This is a genomic window from Rhizobium sp. 21-4511-3d, assembly GCF_053522545.1.
The window spans coordinates 292,424-307,505 of sequence record NZ_JBNWCF010000006.1 but is presented as its reverse complement, the minus strand read 5'-3'; the positions used below and the strand labels follow the sequence as shown (position 1 = coordinate 307,505).

Annotated in this window: 14 protein-coding genes; 6 read left to right on the top strand and 8 right to left on the bottom strand. The window is 64.0% G+C overall.

The window, feature by feature from the left end:
• Positions 1-186 precede the first annotated feature (186 nt).
• The gene (locus ACQZ5H_RS15910; protein ID WP_449098316.1) at positions 187-879 is read right to left on the bottom strand and encodes a GntR family transcriptional regulator; all 693 of its coding nucleotides are present in this window, start codon (positions 877-879) and stop codon (positions 187-189) included.
• 148 nt (positions 880-1,027) lie between these two features.
• Here ACQZ5H_RS15910 and ACQZ5H_RS15905 point away from each other — a divergent pair, with 148 nt between their 5' ends.
• Positions 1,028-1,477: an SRPBCC family protein gene (locus ACQZ5H_RS15905; protein WP_112711261.1), complete on the top strand. Its 450-nt coding sequence runs from the start codon at positions 1,028-1,030 to the stop codon at positions 1,475-1,477.
• 42 nt (positions 1,478-1,519) lie between these two features.
• On the top strand, positions 1,520-2,572 hold the full coding sequence (locus ACQZ5H_RS15900) for an adenylate/guanylate cyclase domain-containing protein (RefSeq protein ID WP_449098315.1): 1,053 nt from the start codon (positions 1,520-1,522) through the stop codon (positions 2,570-2,572).
• Between the two features lie 58 nt (positions 2,573-2,630).
• On the opposite strand, the gene ACQZ5H_RS15895 is transcribed toward ACQZ5H_RS15900, so the two are convergent.
• On the bottom strand, positions 2,631-5,192 hold the full coding sequence (locus ACQZ5H_RS15895) for a GcvT family protein (RefSeq protein WP_449098314.1): 2,562 nt from the start codon (positions 5,190-5,192) through the stop codon (positions 2,631-2,633).
• Between the two features lie 246 nt (positions 5,193-5,438).
• Between ACQZ5H_RS15895 and ACQZ5H_RS15890 the strand changes: the two genes are divergently transcribed.
• The 4 genes from ACQZ5H_RS15890 (at position 5,439) to ACQZ5H_RS15875 (ending at position 9,723) form a co-directional block, all read left to right on the top strand.
• Complete coding sequence (locus ACQZ5H_RS15890) at positions 5,439-6,626, top strand: acetyl-CoA C-acyltransferase (RefSeq protein ID WP_449098313.1); 1,188 nt, start codon at positions 5,439-5,441, stop codon at positions 6,624-6,626.
• A gap of 11 nt (positions 6,627-6,637) precedes the next feature.
• Positions 6,638-7,765, top strand: a complete 1,128-nt coding sequence (locus tag ACQZ5H_RS15885) for an acyl-CoA dehydrogenase family protein (protein WP_449098312.1) — start codon at positions 6,638-6,640, stop codon at positions 7,763-7,765.
• 100 nt (positions 7,766-7,865) lie between these two features.
• Positions 7,866-8,555: an FCD domain-containing protein gene (locus tag ACQZ5H_RS15880; protein WP_130281696.1), complete on the top strand. Its 690-nt coding sequence runs from the start codon at positions 7,866-7,868 to the stop codon at positions 8,553-8,555.
• 97 nt (positions 8,556-8,652) lie between these two features.
• The gene (locus ACQZ5H_RS15875) at positions 8,653-9,723 is read left to right on the top strand and encodes an isocitrate/isopropylmalate dehydrogenase family protein (protein WP_449098311.1); all 1,071 of its coding nucleotides are present in this window, start codon (positions 8,653-8,655) and stop codon (positions 9,721-9,723) included.
• 3 nt (positions 9,724-9,726) lie between these two features.
• On the opposite strand, the gene ACQZ5H_RS15870 is transcribed toward ACQZ5H_RS15875, so the two are convergent.
• The 6 genes from ACQZ5H_RS15870 to ACQZ5H_RS15845 form a co-directional block, all read right to left on the bottom strand.
• Entirely contained in the window at positions 9,727-10,278 is a 552-nt protein-coding gene (locus ACQZ5H_RS15870) for a chromate transporter (protein WP_449098310.1), read from the bottom strand.
• Positions 10,279-10,839 (bottom strand): chromate transporter, encoded by a 561-nt coding sequence (locus ACQZ5H_RS15865; protein ID WP_449098309.1) that lies wholly within the window; start codon positions 10,837-10,839, stop codon positions 10,279-10,281.
• A gap of 87 nt (positions 10,840-10,926) precedes the next feature.
• Complete coding sequence (locus ACQZ5H_RS15860) at positions 10,927-11,682, bottom strand: SDR family NAD(P)-dependent oxidoreductase (protein WP_449098308.1); 756 nt, start codon at positions 11,680-11,682, stop codon at positions 10,927-10,929.
• A gap of 12 nt (positions 11,683-11,694) precedes the next feature.
• The gene (locus ACQZ5H_RS15855) at positions 11,695-13,065 is read right to left on the bottom strand and encodes an MmgE/PrpD family protein (protein WP_449098307.1); all 1,371 of its coding nucleotides are present in this window, start codon (positions 13,063-13,065) and stop codon (positions 11,695-11,697) included.
• Positions 13,062-14,558, bottom strand: a complete 1,497-nt coding sequence (locus ACQZ5H_RS15850) for a tripartite tricarboxylate transporter permease (RefSeq protein ID WP_130281684.1) — start codon at positions 14,556-14,558, stop codon at positions 13,062-13,064. Before ACQZ5H_RS15850 ends, ACQZ5H_RS15855 begins: the two co-directional genes overlap by 4 nt.
• The gene (locus tag ACQZ5H_RS15845; protein ID WP_130281682.1) at positions 14,558-15,055 is read right to left on the bottom strand and encodes a tripartite tricarboxylate transporter TctB family protein; all 498 of its coding nucleotides are present in this window, start codon (positions 15,053-15,055) and stop codon (positions 14,558-14,560) included. The genes ACQZ5H_RS15850 and ACQZ5H_RS15845 overlap by 1 nt, the downstream gene beginning before the upstream one ends.
• Between the last annotated feature and the right edge of the window lie 27 nt (positions 15,056-15,082).

Sequence of the window (15,082 nt, the reverse complement as noted above, 5' to 3'; positions counted from 1 at the left end):
GCCTGACTCACTCGGGATATGACGTGCAAGAGCAATGCCAGTTGGCGGCCTATGGGATGAAATATCTGCCGGGCACGGATCGCAGGGCTTGGAGACCCGCTTGACCGGCACGGTTTCGCGAATGCTCATATATCATGTCTACATAAAAGGCAAAATCATGTATACATGATTGAAAAATAGGCGGCGCTACCGGGCGCTGCTGTAGCGCGAGAGGATGCTGCCGAGATCGGGTGCAGTCTCCGTCTCGTCGGTGATCAGCGCGCGCGTCTCTACCGACACGAGATGCTCGTCCATCAAACGTTCGGCCGCCGCGGCATCCTGCGCTTTGAGGGCGGCGATCAGGGCGGAATGCTCGCTGATGGCGCATTCGCTGGAATGCGGGCGGCTGTACATGGCGAGGATCAGCGAGCAGCGCGACACCAGCTCGAAAAGGTAGCGTTCCAACACCGTATTGCCGGAGAGCGTCGCGAGCTTCAGGTGAAACTCGCCGGCAAGCCGGGTGGAAAGCCGCGCATCGCCCTTGGCATGCGCCGCTTCTTCCTCTTTCACGTGATTTTTCAGAGCCTTCTCGATCTCGGGCGACCAGCGCTTCATCACGCTTCTCATGGCCTCGCGTTCCAGCGAACGGCGCACGGCAAAGACATCGCGGGCCTCTTCCAGGCTCGGCCGCGCCACGGTCGCGGTCCGCTTGTGATAGGTATCGACGAGACCCTGGGTCTGCAGCTTGGCGAGTACAGCGCGCACCAGCGTCCGGCTCATCGAGAAGTGCCGGCCGATCTCGTCTTCGGGCAGCTTGGTGCCGGCCTTCAGCGCCTGTTCAATGATGGCGCGCCGCAGGGCGAGGGTGGCGGCTTCGACGCGATCGGAATTCGAGGACATTGCGGATCCTGAGAAGTGATTTTCTGTATACGTTATCCGGCGTTCCCGCATACGGCAACCGGCGGCAGCCGCGCGCTGTCAGGGCCACCCCTTGAGCAGTTGTGATGCGGAACCTAGATCATCAGGAGAGAAGGTCAGGGGGAGAGCCATGCCTGATACAATGGTCGTCAAACGGGAAACCCATGTGGCCGCGCCGCCTGCGGCGGTCTTTGCGCTGCTGACCGATCCCGACAAGATCCTGCGCTGGATGGGAACCGAGGCCCATGTCGAGGCCGAGCCGGGTGGTCTCTATCTGGTCAATGTCACCGGCGCCCGCTTCGCCCGCGGCACGTTCCGCGAGGTGATCCCCGTCCATCGCATCGCCTACAGCTTCGGCTGGGATGGCAGCGAGATCGTGCCGCCGGGGTCGAGCCTCGTGGAGATTGACCTCATCGAGAAGCCCGATGGTACATTGCTGCGGCTGACCCATACCGGCCTGCCGACGCCGGAGCAGTGCGCCGGTCATGCCGAGGGCTGGGCGCATTATCTCGATCGTCTCGCCACCGTCGTCGCGGGCAAGGATCCGGGACCGGATTCGAATGCCGGCCGCACCGGCTGAACCTCGGATGACACGGCCTAGCGGCCATGGCATCATCGCTGCATGAACATGCCTCCCTCCCTTGCCTGGCTGGTCGATGAGGCGAGCCAGACGGCAACCCCGGAACTGTTTCTCGGTGAACTCGGCCGGATGCTGCTGGCCGAAGGCATTCCCGTCGCCCGCATCGCGCTGACGCTTGCCGTGCCGCATCCGATCATCGCGCAGCGAACCTGGCTCTGGCGCGCCGCCGGCAACGAGGTGATCGAAGCGCTCGGCTTCGGCGTCTCGGCGCAGGCGGGGCGTGAATGGCTGGCCGAGATCGGCAACGCCAGGGAAGGGCTCGCCAGTGAGGCAAGCGGTGTGCGCTTCCTCGGTTGGGCGGGAAGCCAGCCGTTCAGTGCAGAGCAGCAGGCGCTGATCGACGATGCCGCGCGGTTTGCCAAGGCGCCGCTGGCGGCGATCTCGGCACGGCTGGCGGGTGCGGCGTTGCTCGAAGCCTATCTCGGCAGGCGTAGTGCCGCCCGCGTCGGCGCCGGTGCGCTGAAGCGTGGTAGCGGTGAGACCATCCGTGCGGCATTGCTTTGCGCCGATCTTCGCGATTTCACCGCCATGTCCGAAAGTGCTCCGGCGGAAACAGTCATTGCTGCGCTCGACGCTTGGTTCGAGCGGGTGACCGGTGCTGTCAACGTCTTCGGCGGCGAGGTGTTGAAATTCATCGGCGACGGCGTGCTGGCGATCTTCCCTGTGACGGGGACGGCGCATGATGCCTGCGCGGCCGCCATTCGCGCCGCCAACGCGGCGAAGGCCGGCATGAAGCACCTGAATGCCACGCGAGAAGGCGATGGCCTCCCTTCATTGCCGTTCGGCATGGCGCTGCATTTCGGCGAAATCTTCTGGGGCAATATCGGCGCGGCCGACCGGCTGGATTTCACCGCGATCGGCCCTGCCGTCAATCTCGTCAGCCGTCTTGAAGGTCTCTGCAAACCACTTGGGCAGACGGTTCTCGTCTCCGGCGCGCTTGCGTCCGAAGTGCCGGAAGGGCTGGTGGATCTCGGCAGTCATCCGCTTCGCGGCATTGCCGAGCCGTGCCCGGTCTTTGCGCTCGGCGGCGAATGAAACGAAAAAGCCGCCGCGTGTTTATTGCGGCGGCTTTCGAAGCTGACCCGGTGCGGCCTTAGCTGCGCGGGTTGATGTTTTCAGGGTCGTAGAGCGGCTTGTAGCCGACGGCTGCGACTTCGACCGGATAGGTCTCGGCGAAATACTCGATGTTGAGCTTGCGGCCGACCTGACAATAATCCCAGGGCAGGTAGGCGAGCGCGATGTTCTTGCCGAGCGTCGGGCCGAAGGCGACCGAGGTCGTGTAGGAGCGGCGGCCGAGCTCGTCGATCAGCACCTTGCCGGTTTCCGGGTCCATCACCGGCATGGAACCGACGGGGTAGCGCTTGACGCCCGACTTGTCGGTATTCTCGGTCATGACGAGGGTGCAGAGCATTGCCGGCTGGTGGTCGCGCGCCTTGTATTCCAGGTGCTTGGCCTTGCCGCGGAAGTCGGATTCCTTGACCTTCGGACGGGCCAGATCGGCTTCCAACAGATTGTACTGGGTAAGCAGATCGCCGTTCTGCAGGCGCAGGCTTTTTTCCATGCGGCGCGAGTTCGCGTAGGTCTCGACACCGAACGGCATGACGCCGGTCGAACGCAGCGCATCCCAGACGGCGAGGCCGTCTTCGTATTTCATGTGCAGTTCCCAGCCCTGCTCGCCGACATAGGAGATGCGGAAGGCGGTGACCGGCTTGCCGCCGATCTCGATCGGCTTGATCGCCGCGAAGGCGAAGTTCTCGGCGTCGAGGCCCGAGGGATCGGCAACCACCTTCTTCAGCGTCTCGCGGGCGTTGGGTCCCCAGATGCCGATGGTGATGTACTTCTCCGAAACGTCGGTGATCGTCACGTCAAGGCCGCGATCCTCAGCAACGCGCTTCATATAGTGGAAGTCGCGCGGGCCGGCATCGGCGCCGTTGATCAGGCGGCAGCGGTCGGCCATGCGGATGACGGTGAAGTCGGCGCGCACCATGCCCTCGTCGTCGAGGAAGTGGGTGTAGATGCCCTTGCCAATGTTGCCGTCGCCGCCGATCTTTGCGGCGCAGAGCCATTCGAGCAGGTCGACATGGTCAGGACCTTCGATGTCCACCATGTGGAAGTGGCTGAGATTGACGATGCCGCAATCCTCGCTCATCGCCAGATGTTCGGCATTCGAGACGCGCCAGAAATGGCGGTTGTCCCATTCGTTCTCGCGAACCGGCACGCGGTCGGCATATTTTTCCAGCAGATGCTCGTTGGCGGCGTAGCCATGCGCACGCTCCCAGCCGCCGAGTTCCATGAAGTAGCCGCCGAGTTCCTTCTCGCGTTCGTAGAAGGGCGAGCGCTTGGCGTTGCGGCCGGATGCATAGGGTTCGCGGGTGTGAACGGCCGGGAAATAGATCTTCTGGGCGGCTTCGTAGCAGCGGCCCTCGATGAATTCTTCGGTCAACTGATGCGGGTAGAAGCGGGCGTAGTCGATCGAGTTGTGGTCGATCTCGGTGCGGCCGTCGGTCATCCAGTCGGCGATCAGCTTGCCGTAGCCCGGGCCGTCCTTGACCCAGATGGCGACGCAATACCAGAGGCCGCGAACCTTCTGGCTTTCGCCGCAGGAGGCGCCGCCGCCGGCCGAGACCTGCAGCAGGCCGTTGAAGGAGTGGCCTTCGTTATAGCCGAGTTCGCCAAGGATCGGCGTCAGTTCCATGGCGCGCTCGAGCGGCTCGATGATCTGTTCCATCTCGAGGTCGCGCTGCGACGGCGAGAGCCGTGCTTCGTGCTTTTCGAGAAGATCGCGCGGATGGCACATGCGCGGATTGGTGGTCTCGTAATAACCCCACTCGATCTGGCCGCCTTCGGTCGTGGCCGGATCGCCGGTATCGCGCATATAGGCGGAGTTGCCCTGGTCGCGCAGCAGCGGGAAGCCGATTTCCTTGCCGGTGCCTTCGAATTCGTTATAGGGGCCGAAGAAAGTCAGCGGATGATCGACCGGCATGACCGGCAGGTCTTCGCCGACCATTTCGGCGATCAGGCGGCCCCAGAGGCCGGCACAGACGATGACGTGATCGGCCATGATCGTGCCGCGATGGGTGACGACGCCCTTGATGCGGCCGCCTTCAACGATCAGCGACTTCGCCGGCGTATTGCCGAACATCTTGAGCTTGCCGGACTTTTCGGCAGCATCGACGAGCTTGCCAGCAACCGTCTGCGAGCGCGGAATGACGAGGCCGGCGTCGGGGTCGAACATGCCGCCCTGAACCTGGTCTTCCTCGATAAGCGGGAACATTTCCTTGATCTCGGAGGGCGTGACGTAGCGGGCATTGGTGCCGAAGGCTTTGGCGGAGCTCAGCTTGCGCTTGATCTCTTCCATCCAGATGTCGTCGCCGGTGCGGGCAACTTCCAGGCCGCCGATACGGGCGTAGTGGCCCATCTTCTCGTAAAAATCGATCGAGTACTGGGTCGTCCAGACGCTGAGATAGTCGTGGCTGGTGGTGTAACAGAAGTCGGAGGCATGTGCCGTCGATCCGATATCCGTCGGGATGCCCGATTTGTCGATGCCGACAATGTCGTCCCAGCCACGCTCGATCAGGTGATGAGCGATCGAGGCGCCGACGATGCCGCCGAGACCGATGATTACGACTTTAGCCTTGCTTGGAAATTCCGCCATCACTTGAACCCTTGAACCTTGGTGCGCCGAATCTAATACAGGCCGAAACGGCACTACAGTCGATCCACGACAATAAGATGTAGCGATCCGCCAAGGGGCTTGTCTATTCGAGACGCGAAGCCGCTGGCTCTTTTGCGACATCCGCATGCAGCCATGGCATTTGAGACGAACAGCGGTATGTTTGTAACAGGATCGCGGGAGACATCGCGCATCCATCCATGAGCCAGGCAGGGAGGAGCCAATCTCATGACATCAGACGATCCGGTGGTGATCGCCGGCATGGCGCGCACGCCGATGGGCGGCTTTCAGGGCGACTTCAAGGACGTGGCGGCGACCGATCTCGGTTCGGCGGCAATTCGGGCTGCGATCGAGCGCAGCGGACTTTCAGTGGAGGCGATCGGCGAAGTGCTGATGGGATGCGTGCTGCCGGCAGGGCAGGGGCAGGCCCCGGCCCGGCAAGCGGCACTCGGCGCCGGATTGCCCTATGACTGTGGTGCCGCGACCATCAACAAGGTCTGCGGCTCCGGCATGAAGGCGGCGATGATCGGCCACGACGAGATTCTCTCCGGCAGCCAGTCGGTGGTCGTTGCCGGGGGCATGGAGAGCATGACCAATGCCCCGTATCTTCTGAAGCGCGCCAGAAGCGGTTACCGCATGGGCCATGGCGCCATCCACGACCACATGTTTCTCGATGGCCTGGAGGATGCCTATGACAAGGGCCGCTCGATGGGCACGTTCGCGGAAGAATGCGCCGAAGCCTATCAGTTCACCCGTGACGCTCAGGACCATTATGCCATCGCTTCGCTCGACAAGGCCAAACGCGCCGTCGACGGCGGGCTTTTCGATGCCGAGACGGTGACGGTCCAGGTGCAATCCGGAAAGACCAGCCGCGAGATCAGCCGGGATGAGCAGCCGGGCAAGGCGGATCCGGCCCGCATTCCCTCGCTGAAACCAGCGTTTCGCGATGGCGGCACGGTGACGGCCGCAAGTTCGGCCTCGATCTCCGATGGTGCGGCGGCGCTCGTCATGATCAGGCGCTCGGAGGCGGAGCGGCGCGGTTTGACGCCGATTGCCGCCATCACCGGCCATGCGACGCATTCGCAGGCACCCAATCTGTTCACGACGGCGCCTGTCGGCGCGTTGCGCAAGCTCTCGGAAAAGACCGGCTGGGCGCTTGGCGATGTCGACCTCTTCGAGATCAACGAGGCCTTCGCCGTCGTGCCGATGGCGGCGATGCACGATCTCGGGCTTCCGGCCGAGAAGATCAATATCCACGGCGGCGCCTGCGCGCTCGGCCATCCGATCGGCGCTTCCGGCGCCCGCATCATCGTGACGCTGCTCTCGGCCATGCATCGCCATGGTTTGAAGCGCGGCATGGCTTCGCTTTGTCTCGGCGGCGGCGAGGCGACGGCCATGGCTTTCGAGCGGATCTGAGGGAGAGGCATATGCGGCTCGACGAAACCCAGATCCAGATCCGCGACATGGCGCGCGCCTTCGCGCAGGAGCGCCTTGCGCCGGGTGCTGCCCGCCGTGACAAGGAGCACAGTTTTCCGCGCGAGGAATTGCGGGAGATGGGCGAGCTTGGCCTGCTCGGCATGCTGGTTCCGGAGGAATATGGCGGCTCGGAAACAGGCGCGATCGCCTATGCACTGGCGATCGAGGAGATTGCCGCCGGCGACGGCGCCTGCTCGACGATCATGAGTGTTCACAGCTCGGTCGGCTGCGTGCCCATCCTGCGCTTCGGCAGCGAGGAACAGAAACAGCGCTTCCTGCCGAAGCTGGCATCGGGCGAATGGATCGGCGGCTTTGCGCTGACCGAACCGCAGGCGGGCTCCGATGCCTCGAACCTGAAGACGAGAGCGGAGCGGGACGGCAGTGATTATATCATCACCGGCGCCAAGCAGTTCATCACGTCCGGCAAGAACGGCGACGTGATCATCGTATTCGCGGTGACCGATCCGGCGGCCGGAAAGAAGGGCATCACCGCCTTCATCGTGCCCACGAATACACCGGGCTACGAAGTGGTTCGCGTCGAGGACAAGCTCGGGCTGCACGCATCCGATACCTGCCAGATCGCCTTCAACGGCATGCGCATCCCGGCCGCCCTTCGACTGGGCGAGGAGGGCGACGGCTACAGAATTGCGCTCGCCAATCTCGAAGGCGGCCGCATCGGCATTGCCGCGCAGGCGGTCGGCATGGCGCGGGCGGCATTCGAGGCGGCGCGCGATTATGCCCGTGAGCGAACCGCCTTCGGCAAGGCGATCGCCGAGCATCAGGCGATTTCCTTTCGGCTTGCCGAAATGGCGACGAAGATCGAGGCGGCGCGCCAGCTCGTCCTGCATGCGGCGGCTTTGAAAGAGGCCGGCGAGCCGTGCCTCTCCGAAGCGTCGATGGCGAAGCTCTTTGCATCGGAGATGGCCGAAGCGGTCTGTTCCGCGGCGCTGCAGATCCATGGCGGCTATGGCTATATGGCCGATTATCCGGTGGAGCGCATCTACCGCGATGTCCGCATCTGCCAGATCTATGAGGGGACCAGCGACGTACAGAAGATGGTGATTGCGCGGAACCTTTGAGGCTCAAATGCCGATTTGGGGTTGAACTTTGCCGCGAGTGTGGAAATGACTGCACGCTAATATGTTGCTTTGATCCCGGAACCAGGCGGACCGTTTGCCAATGTCAGATTCCACCCAGAACCTCTCGGCCATCGACATCCTGCGGACCCGTTCGCTTGCCAATGTCGTGCAAGCCGAGATCGAGCGGATGATCATCGACGGTGAGCTAAAGCCGAACGAGCGAGTCAACGAAAACGGCCTGTCGCAGCGCCTCGGCGTCAGCCGCGGACCGATCCGGGAGGCCTGCAGCGCGCTCGCCGCCATGGGGCTGATCGAGATCATTCCGAACCGCGGCTTCTTCATCCGGGCGCTCAGCACCGACGAGGCGCTTGATCTGTCGGAGGCCCGCGCCGGCGTCTTCGGCTGCATGGCGATGATGCTTGCCGAGCGGATCACCGATGCGGAGCTTGCGGTGCTCCGCGGGCTGATCGACAAGATGGAAGAGATCGTTGCTCTCGGCGACCTGCATATCTACTATCCCGTCAACCTCGAGTTCCACAAGCAGATCGCCAGCATGGCCGGGAACCTGCGGCTGGCCGCCACCTATCAGAGCTTCGTGCGCGAGCTGCATATCCAGCGCTACCGCGCGCTCTCCGGCCCCGACATGCTGCATGTCTCGAACGAGGAGCACCGGGCGATCGTCGATGCGCTGGCCGCCCGCGATCCGGTTCGGGCGCTGATGACGGCGCGCACCCATATCCTCAACGGCATCATCCGCGCCAGGAACGCCGGCGAAGCCCGCAAGGGCTGAATGGCTCCGCCTTTCGCAGGGCGATTATTCGTCCTGAAAATTGTTGACAATCTACAATTTGAAACGCAAGGTCGCCCGGCAACGAGGGAGGCATTGCATGGAAAGTCATCTGGTCATCGGTATTCTCAATGGAGACGATATCGGCCACGAGATCGTGCCGGCGGCGGTGGATGTGGTGAAGGCAGCGGCGGAAAAGACCGGGCTGAAGATCGACTGGCGGCCGATGCCGATCGGGCGGACGGCGCTCGATACGCATGGCTCGACTTTTCCCGAGGGGACCATGGAGACGCTCGCCAAGATGGATGGCTTCATTCTGGGGCCGATCGGCCATCAGGCCTATCCGAAAGTGCCGGGTGCCATCAATCCGCATCCGATCATGCGCAAGGGGTTCAATCTCTTCGCCAATGTCCGCCCCACGAAGTCTTTTCCGGGGCTCGGCGCCATCTATGACGATATCGATCTGGTTATCGTCCGCGAGAATAACGAGGGCTTCCAGCCGGACCGGAATGTCGTGGCCGGTTCCGGCGAATTCCGCCCGACGGAGGAGATGACGATTTCGGTGCGCGTCATCACCCGGCTCGGCTCCTCGCGCGTGGCGAGAGCCGCCTTCGAGATCGCCCGGCAGCGCAAGAAGCGGTTGACGGTCGTGCACAAGAACACCGTTTTCAAGCTCGGCTGCGGCATGTTCGTCGAGGAGTGCCATAGGGTCGCCAAGGAATTTCCTGATGTGACGGTCGATGAGGTCATCGTCGATACGATGGCGATGCGGCTGATCCGCGATCCCCAGAGCTTCGACGTCATCGTCACCACCAACATGTTCGGCGATATCCTGACCGACGAGGCGGCGGGTCTGGTCGGCGGTCTCGGCATGGCGCCCGGCCTCTGCATCGGCGAGGGCAATCTCGCGATGGCGCAGGCGACGCATGGCTCGGCGCCCGACATCGCGGGCAAGGGCATTGCCAATCCCTTCGCGATGATCGAGTCGGCCCGGATGATGATCGAGTGGCTGGGGCACAATCGCGGCATCCCGCAGGCGGTCGAGGCAGGGGCGATCATGGAAAGGGCGATTGCCAGAGCGCTTGCCAATCCCGAGACCCGCACGCGCGACATCCGCGGTACTGCCGGCACGGACGGGATGACGCGAGGCATCATCGCTGCGCTCGGCTAGCGGTCAGAAACCGGTCAGCTGCGGCCAGTAATGGGCAAGGGCCGCAGCCGCTCCGCCAAGCGCGAGAACGGCGACCACCGGCATTTTCGGTTTCCAGTAGAGCAGGACGCAGGAGAGTGCGGCGATGACAAGCGCCAGCACGCCGCCTTCTGCGACCCGGAACAGCGAGATGACACCGGCGATGATCAGGCCGGTGCCGATCGGCGCGAGCCCCTCGCGCATGGCGCGGTGCCACTCCTTGTCACGGTGGGTATTGGTCAGCCGGAAGACGGCGTAGCAGAGCAGCGACGAGGGCAGGAACAGCGCCAGCGAAGCGATCAGCGCGCCGAGCCAGCCGGAGACCTTCCAGCCGATCACGGTGGCGAGCATGGTACCCGGACCGGGCGCTGCCCGCGACACGCCGAAAAGATGCAGAAATTCCGCCTGCGTCAGCCAGCCATGCACGTTGACCGTCTCGTTCTGCAGCCCGGCGATGATCGCCGCGCCACCGCCGATCGAGGTCAGCGAGAACGGGATGAAGACGAGGGCGAGGCTGATGAGGGGATTGTCGCGCATCTACCGCCTCTTCCAGGCGAGCGCGATGCTGAAGGGCGCAATGGCGAAAACGACGGGGATCAGCGGCCATTCGAGCACGCCGACGAGAAAGGCTGTCAGCGCGATAACGATGGCGGCCGGCGGAAAGCGGATCGCACGGCGGCTTCCCTGGATGCAGGTCAACAGCAGAAGGCCGATCGCGGCGAAGGCGATGCCGTTGAAGACGACGGGTAGCAGTTCGTAACCCGCCAGCAGATCGAAGAGCTTGTAGAGGCCGATCACCGCGAAGAACGGGCCGACGAGAAAGCCGGTGAAACAGGCGATGGAGCCGAGGGGGCCGCGCAGCTGCTCGCCGAGGCAGATGACGAGATTGACCACATTGGCGCCGGGCAGCATCTGCGAGATCGCCAGGCTGGTCGAGAAATCCTCGTCGCTGACGAGTTCCTTGCGCAGCACGAATTCCTGGTAGAGCCACCCGGAAAGACCGCCGCCGAAGCTCAGTATCCCGACCTTGAAGCAGAGAAGGAAGAGGGCGGCGAGGCTCGGCCGGTCCGCCGGCCGCAGGGATTCCGGTACAGACATCCTACGGGTCCATCATGCGCTTGAGCCCCGGCGGCGATGCGCCGGGGAACGTTGTTCAGACTGTTTCCGCGAGTCGCGGGCGATCGGTCAAGGCAGGAAGGCGCCGCCGTTGATATGCAGCGTCTGGCCGGTGGTGAAACGCGCCTGCATGCTGGCGAGATAGGCAACGGCTGCCGCCACCTCTTCCGGCGTGCCGCGCCGCCCGACCAGCGTGCGCGTCGTCTTGTGATGGGCCGGATCGCCCGCCTTGGTATGCTCGCGATTGGTCTCGATCATCCCCGGCGAGACGAGGTTGACCGTGATGCCGTCAGGGCTGAGTTCCTGGGCCAACGCCTTTGTCATGCCATCGAGACCGGCCTTGGCCGAGACGACGTGGACGCGGTTGACCGCACCGGTATAGGCCGTCAGTCCGCCGATATTGATGATCGCGCCGCTGCCGCCCGCCCGCAGATGCGGGATTGCCGCCCTGCTCATCAGGAAAGCACCGTCGAGTGTGACGCTGATCACGTCCCGCCAGTCCTTGTAGGAGAGCTCCTCGACCGGCGCTTCGCGGCGGATCGCGGCATTGTTGACCAGAATGTCCAAGCGGCCGAGCGCCGAGGCGGCTTCGGAGACCAGCCTTGCGGCATCCGCCTCGCTCGCGACATCGCCGATCAGGACCTTGGCCTTGACGCCGAAAGCCTCGACCTCGCTCGCGACCGCTTCCGCGGCCTCCCTGTCGGAACGGGCGACGATGGCGATCGAGGCGCCGGCATCGGCGAGCGCCAGTGCGATGGCGCGGCCGATATTGCGGGAAGCGCCCGTGACCAGTGCTGCGCGCCCCTTGAGACCGAGATCAGTCATGATGCCCTCCGTTCACAGCCGCGCTGCCGACAGGTCGACGGCACCGCCATCAGCGATGCGGCCGAGTGCCGAACGAAGTGCATCGATCCGCTCGCCGGTCAAGCCGCCGAAGGCGAGGTTCGCCTCGAACTTGGCCTGCAGTTCGGCATCCGGCAGCGGCTCATGCGCGCCGCCGCGCATATGCGGCTGGCGGAATTCGCGGATGCTGCCGTCCTTCAGGACTGCCTTGACGTGGCCGGTATAGCCGCGCGGATAGGGATCGTTGGGGTCGATCTCGTAGGAGACCTTGGCGGCAAGCGCGCGCAGTGCTGGATCCTTGACGCGTTCGTCGGTGAACTGGCCGAGCCCGGCCTGGCCATCGGTGAAGCCGACGGCGATGCAATAGGGCGTCGAGAACTTGCCGGCATAGCCGTTCGGCGGCTGATGTTTCTTGGCAAGCGGCTCCCAGAGGCGATGGACGGTGCCCTCGCCGACATTGCAGGTGATCGAGACGATATCGTCGGCGGCAACGCCCGACTTGGCGAGTTTGATGGCGCAGTCGATGAAGGGCTGGGTCATCGTTCCGCAGGCATAGGGCTTGAAGGCCAGCGTCTCCAGCACCCAGCTCTCGCCGAGACCATCGAGGAGCGGCGCGAAATCGGGCGTCTTCGACGGAGCGAAGGCCTTGTACATGCCGTTGGTGCCGTCGAAGACCGTGATCGGGCCGGTAAAGCCGCCTTCGGCGAGCAGTGCGGCGCGCAGACCCGCCTGGGCGGCTGCACCTGCATGAAGGCGCTTCGTCGAGCTGCCATCGGCGAGATATTCGATGATCCCGGATGCGAGGCTGCCGGAGATGCCGAGCGCCCGGGCAATGGTTTCCGCATCCTGTCCAAGCGCGGCGCCGACGGCTGCTGCCGCTGCCGGTGCGCCGAAGATCGCCGTCGGATGGAAGCTTGCCTTGTGGGTCGCCTGCGGCGCCACGAGGCTCATGCGGCACATGAGTTCGGTGCCGACGGCAATGCCGCGCATCACCGCTTCGCCGTCGAGCTTGCGCTGTTCTGCGATCGCCAGCACGGCCGAGACGATGACCGCACCCGCGTGGATCGGCCCGCCTTCGAACGTGTCGTCATAGTCCTCGCCATGGGCGGCGGTGCCGTTGACCAGGGCTGCATCGTAGAGGCCGAGCTTTCGGGCATGGCCGAAGGCGGTGCAATCGCCTTCATCCGCAGCGCTTCCGAGGGCCGCCTTGACGTAATCGGTATCACGGGCGGCGACTGCGAGCGCGACGATATCGAAGATCAGCTGGCGGCAGGTGGTGCGCGCTGCTGCCGGGGGCACTGCACTCGCGGCAAATGCCGCGAGCGTGGTTGCGACCGGTGCCGGTTTCGAGACGGCAACATTCATGAATGAGCTTCCTTCAGCTTGGCCTTGCGCGCGTCGCGAACTTCGCGGGCAAGGGAGAAGACGATAAAGATGAGGGCGAGCGTCAGCAGGCCCAGCGCGATCGGATCCTGCAGGAAGATCATCAGGTCGCCGCCGGACAGAACCAGCGAGCGCCGGTAGCTGGATTCGACCATGTGGCCGAGGACGACGCCGAGGATCATCGGCAGAACCGGGAAGCGCGTCAGGCGCATCAGGTAGCCCACCAGACCGAGCCCGAGCGCGATTCCGAGGTCGAAGAGGCTGTTGTTCAGCGTGTAGATGCCGGACAGGATCAGCGCGAAGATGAAGCCGGAGCGGTACTGCCGCGGACGGTTCACCAGCCAGATGCAGGCGGGCAGGATGATGATGCCGATGCCGATCTGGGCGATGATGGCGATGAACGAGCCGACATAGATGCTGTCGATGACCTGGGCGCTCTGTTCGAACAGGCGCGGTCCCGGGATCAGGCCGTGCATCAGCAGGCCGCCGAGCAGGACCGCTGTGGAGTTCGAGCTCGGAATGCCGAAGCTGAGCAGCGGGATCATCGCCGTGCTTGCCACGGTGTTGTTGGCGGCTTCAGGAGCGGCGACGCCTTCTTCTGAACCCTTGCCGAAGAGCTGCGGGGTCTTCGACCAGCGGCGGGCTTCGTTATAGGACATGAAGGCCGCGATCGAGCCGCCGCCGCCGGGCGTCAGGCCCTCAAACAGGCCGAGGATGCAGCCGATGAACTGCGAACGCTTCAGCTTGTTCATCATCGACAGGCTTGGCAGCTTGATGCGGATGCTGGCATTGAGCCGGCTCATGCCTGCCGAACCGGACTGGCTCATCAACTCGGTCAGCGCGAAAAGCCCGACCATGACGAGAACCGGCTCGATACCGCCAAGAAGATCGGGGATATCGAAGGTGAAGCGGGTGACGCCGGAGATCGGGTCGGTGCCGACGGTCGAGAGCATCAGGCCGATCGTCGCGGCTGCCAGTCCCTTGATCAGCGAGCCGCCGCTCATCGAGGCGATGACGCTGAGGCCGAGAATGCCGAGGCCGAAATAGGATGCGGGCGTGAAGGCAAGTGCCAACCACGAAAGCGGCTCGGTCAGCAGGATCAGCATCGCCAGGCCGAACAGCGAGCCGACGACACCGGACATCAGCGAGATGCCGAGCGCTTCGCCGGCGCGGCCCTGGCGGTTCATCTCGTAGCCGTCGATGACGGTCGCGGCGGACGAGTTGGTGCCGGGCGTGCGGATTAGGATCGCCGGGATCGAGCCGCCGTATTCGGCGCCGATATAGACGCAAGCCAGCAGCGCGATCGCCTGTGCCGGGTCCATCGTGTAGGTGAACGGCAGAACGAGCGCCATGGTGATCGAGGCGGAAATGCCGGGAAGCGCGCCGCCGAGAATGCCCCAGGTGAGGCCGGCGATGGCGACGAAGAAGATCGGCGTTTCAGTCAAGAGATGGATGATGTCCCAGAAGGTCGCCATCAGAATAGTCCTTGGAAGAGCGAGCCCATCGGCTGGTTGACGCCGAGCAGCTTCACGAAGATGGCCCAATAGAGAATGCCGCCGCCGATCGCGGCCGCTGGGATGACCCAGGTGCGCGGCGATCCCTCGTAAAGGGCGATGCCGGCGATCAGCAGGGCTGTCGCAATCGGATAGCCGACGAAGGGCAGGAGGGCGACGTAAGCGGCGCCGAAGAGCAGGAAGCCGATGGCGCGGGGAAGCTTGGCGTTTTCATCCGCCTCTTCGTCGTCGGCATTGCCCGCGGCAGCCGCGGCTGTTGCCGGCTTCATGCGGGCCGAAAGCAGCGTGCGGACGATCAGGCAGACGGCGAGAATGGCGAGGATGGCAGCCAAAACCTTCGGCAGGCCGCCGGCACCGATCTCGTCGGAGAGCGTGCTGTCGGCGATCTGCGTGGTCCAGGTGTAATAAGTGCCGGCGACGGCCAGAAGCACTACGCCGCTGAGAAGATCTTTGTTCATGAGACTGTCCTCATGGAGAAGCAGGGG

Excerpts from the sequence above, each read along its gene's own strand:
- ACQZ5H_RS15885 (WP_449098312.1), top strand. The coding sequence starts at position 6,638 with ATGCGGCTCGACGAAACCCAGATCCAGATCCGCGACATGGCGCGCGCC.
- ACQZ5H_RS15845 (WP_130281682.1), bottom strand. The coding sequence starts at position 15,055 with ATGAACAAAGATCTTCTCAGCGGCGTAGTGCTTCTGGCCGTCGCCGGC.
- ACQZ5H_RS15855 (WP_449098307.1), bottom strand. The coding sequence starts at position 13,065 with ATGAATGTTGCCGTCTCGAAACCGGCACCGGTCGCAACCACGCTCGCG.
- ACQZ5H_RS15910 (WP_449098316.1), bottom strand. The coding sequence starts at position 879 with ATGTCCTCGAATTCCGATCGCGTCGAAGCCGCCACCCTCGCCCTGCGG.
- ACQZ5H_RS15895 (WP_449098314.1), bottom strand. The coding sequence starts at position 5,192 with ATGGCGGAATTTCCAAGCAAGGCTAAAGTCGTAATCATCGGTCTCGGC.
- ACQZ5H_RS15860 (WP_449098308.1), bottom strand. The coding sequence starts at position 11,682 with ATGACTGATCTCGGTCTCAAGGGGCGCGCAGCACTGGTCACGGGCGCT.
- ACQZ5H_RS15865 (WP_449098309.1), bottom strand. The coding sequence starts at position 10,839 with ATGTCTGTACCGGAATCCCTGCGGCCGGCGGACCGGCCGAGCCTCGCC.
- ACQZ5H_RS15880 (WP_130281696.1), top strand. The coding sequence starts at position 7,866 with ATGTCAGATTCCACCCAGAACCTCTCGGCCATCGACATCCTGCGGACC.
- ACQZ5H_RS15890 (WP_449098313.1), top strand. The coding sequence starts at position 5,439 with ATGACATCAGACGATCCGGTGGTGATCGCCGGCATGGCGCGCACGCCG.
- ACQZ5H_RS15875 (WP_449098311.1), top strand. The coding sequence starts at position 8,653 with ATGGAAAGTCATCTGGTCATCGGTATTCTCAATGGAGACGATATCGGC.
- ACQZ5H_RS15900 (WP_449098315.1), top strand. The coding sequence starts at position 1,520 with ATGAACATGCCTCCCTCCCTTGCCTGGCTGGTCGATGAGGCGAGCCAG.
- ACQZ5H_RS15850 (WP_130281684.1), bottom strand. The coding sequence starts at position 14,558 with ATGGCGACCTTCTGGGACATCATCCATCTCTTGACTGAAACGCCGATC.
- ACQZ5H_RS15870 (WP_449098310.1), bottom strand. The coding sequence starts at position 10,278 with ATGCGCGACAATCCCCTCATCAGCCTCGCCCTCGTCTTCATCCCGTTC.
- ACQZ5H_RS15905 (WP_112711261.1), top strand. The coding sequence starts at position 1,028 with ATGCCTGATACAATGGTCGTCAAACGGGAAACCCATGTGGCCGCGCCG.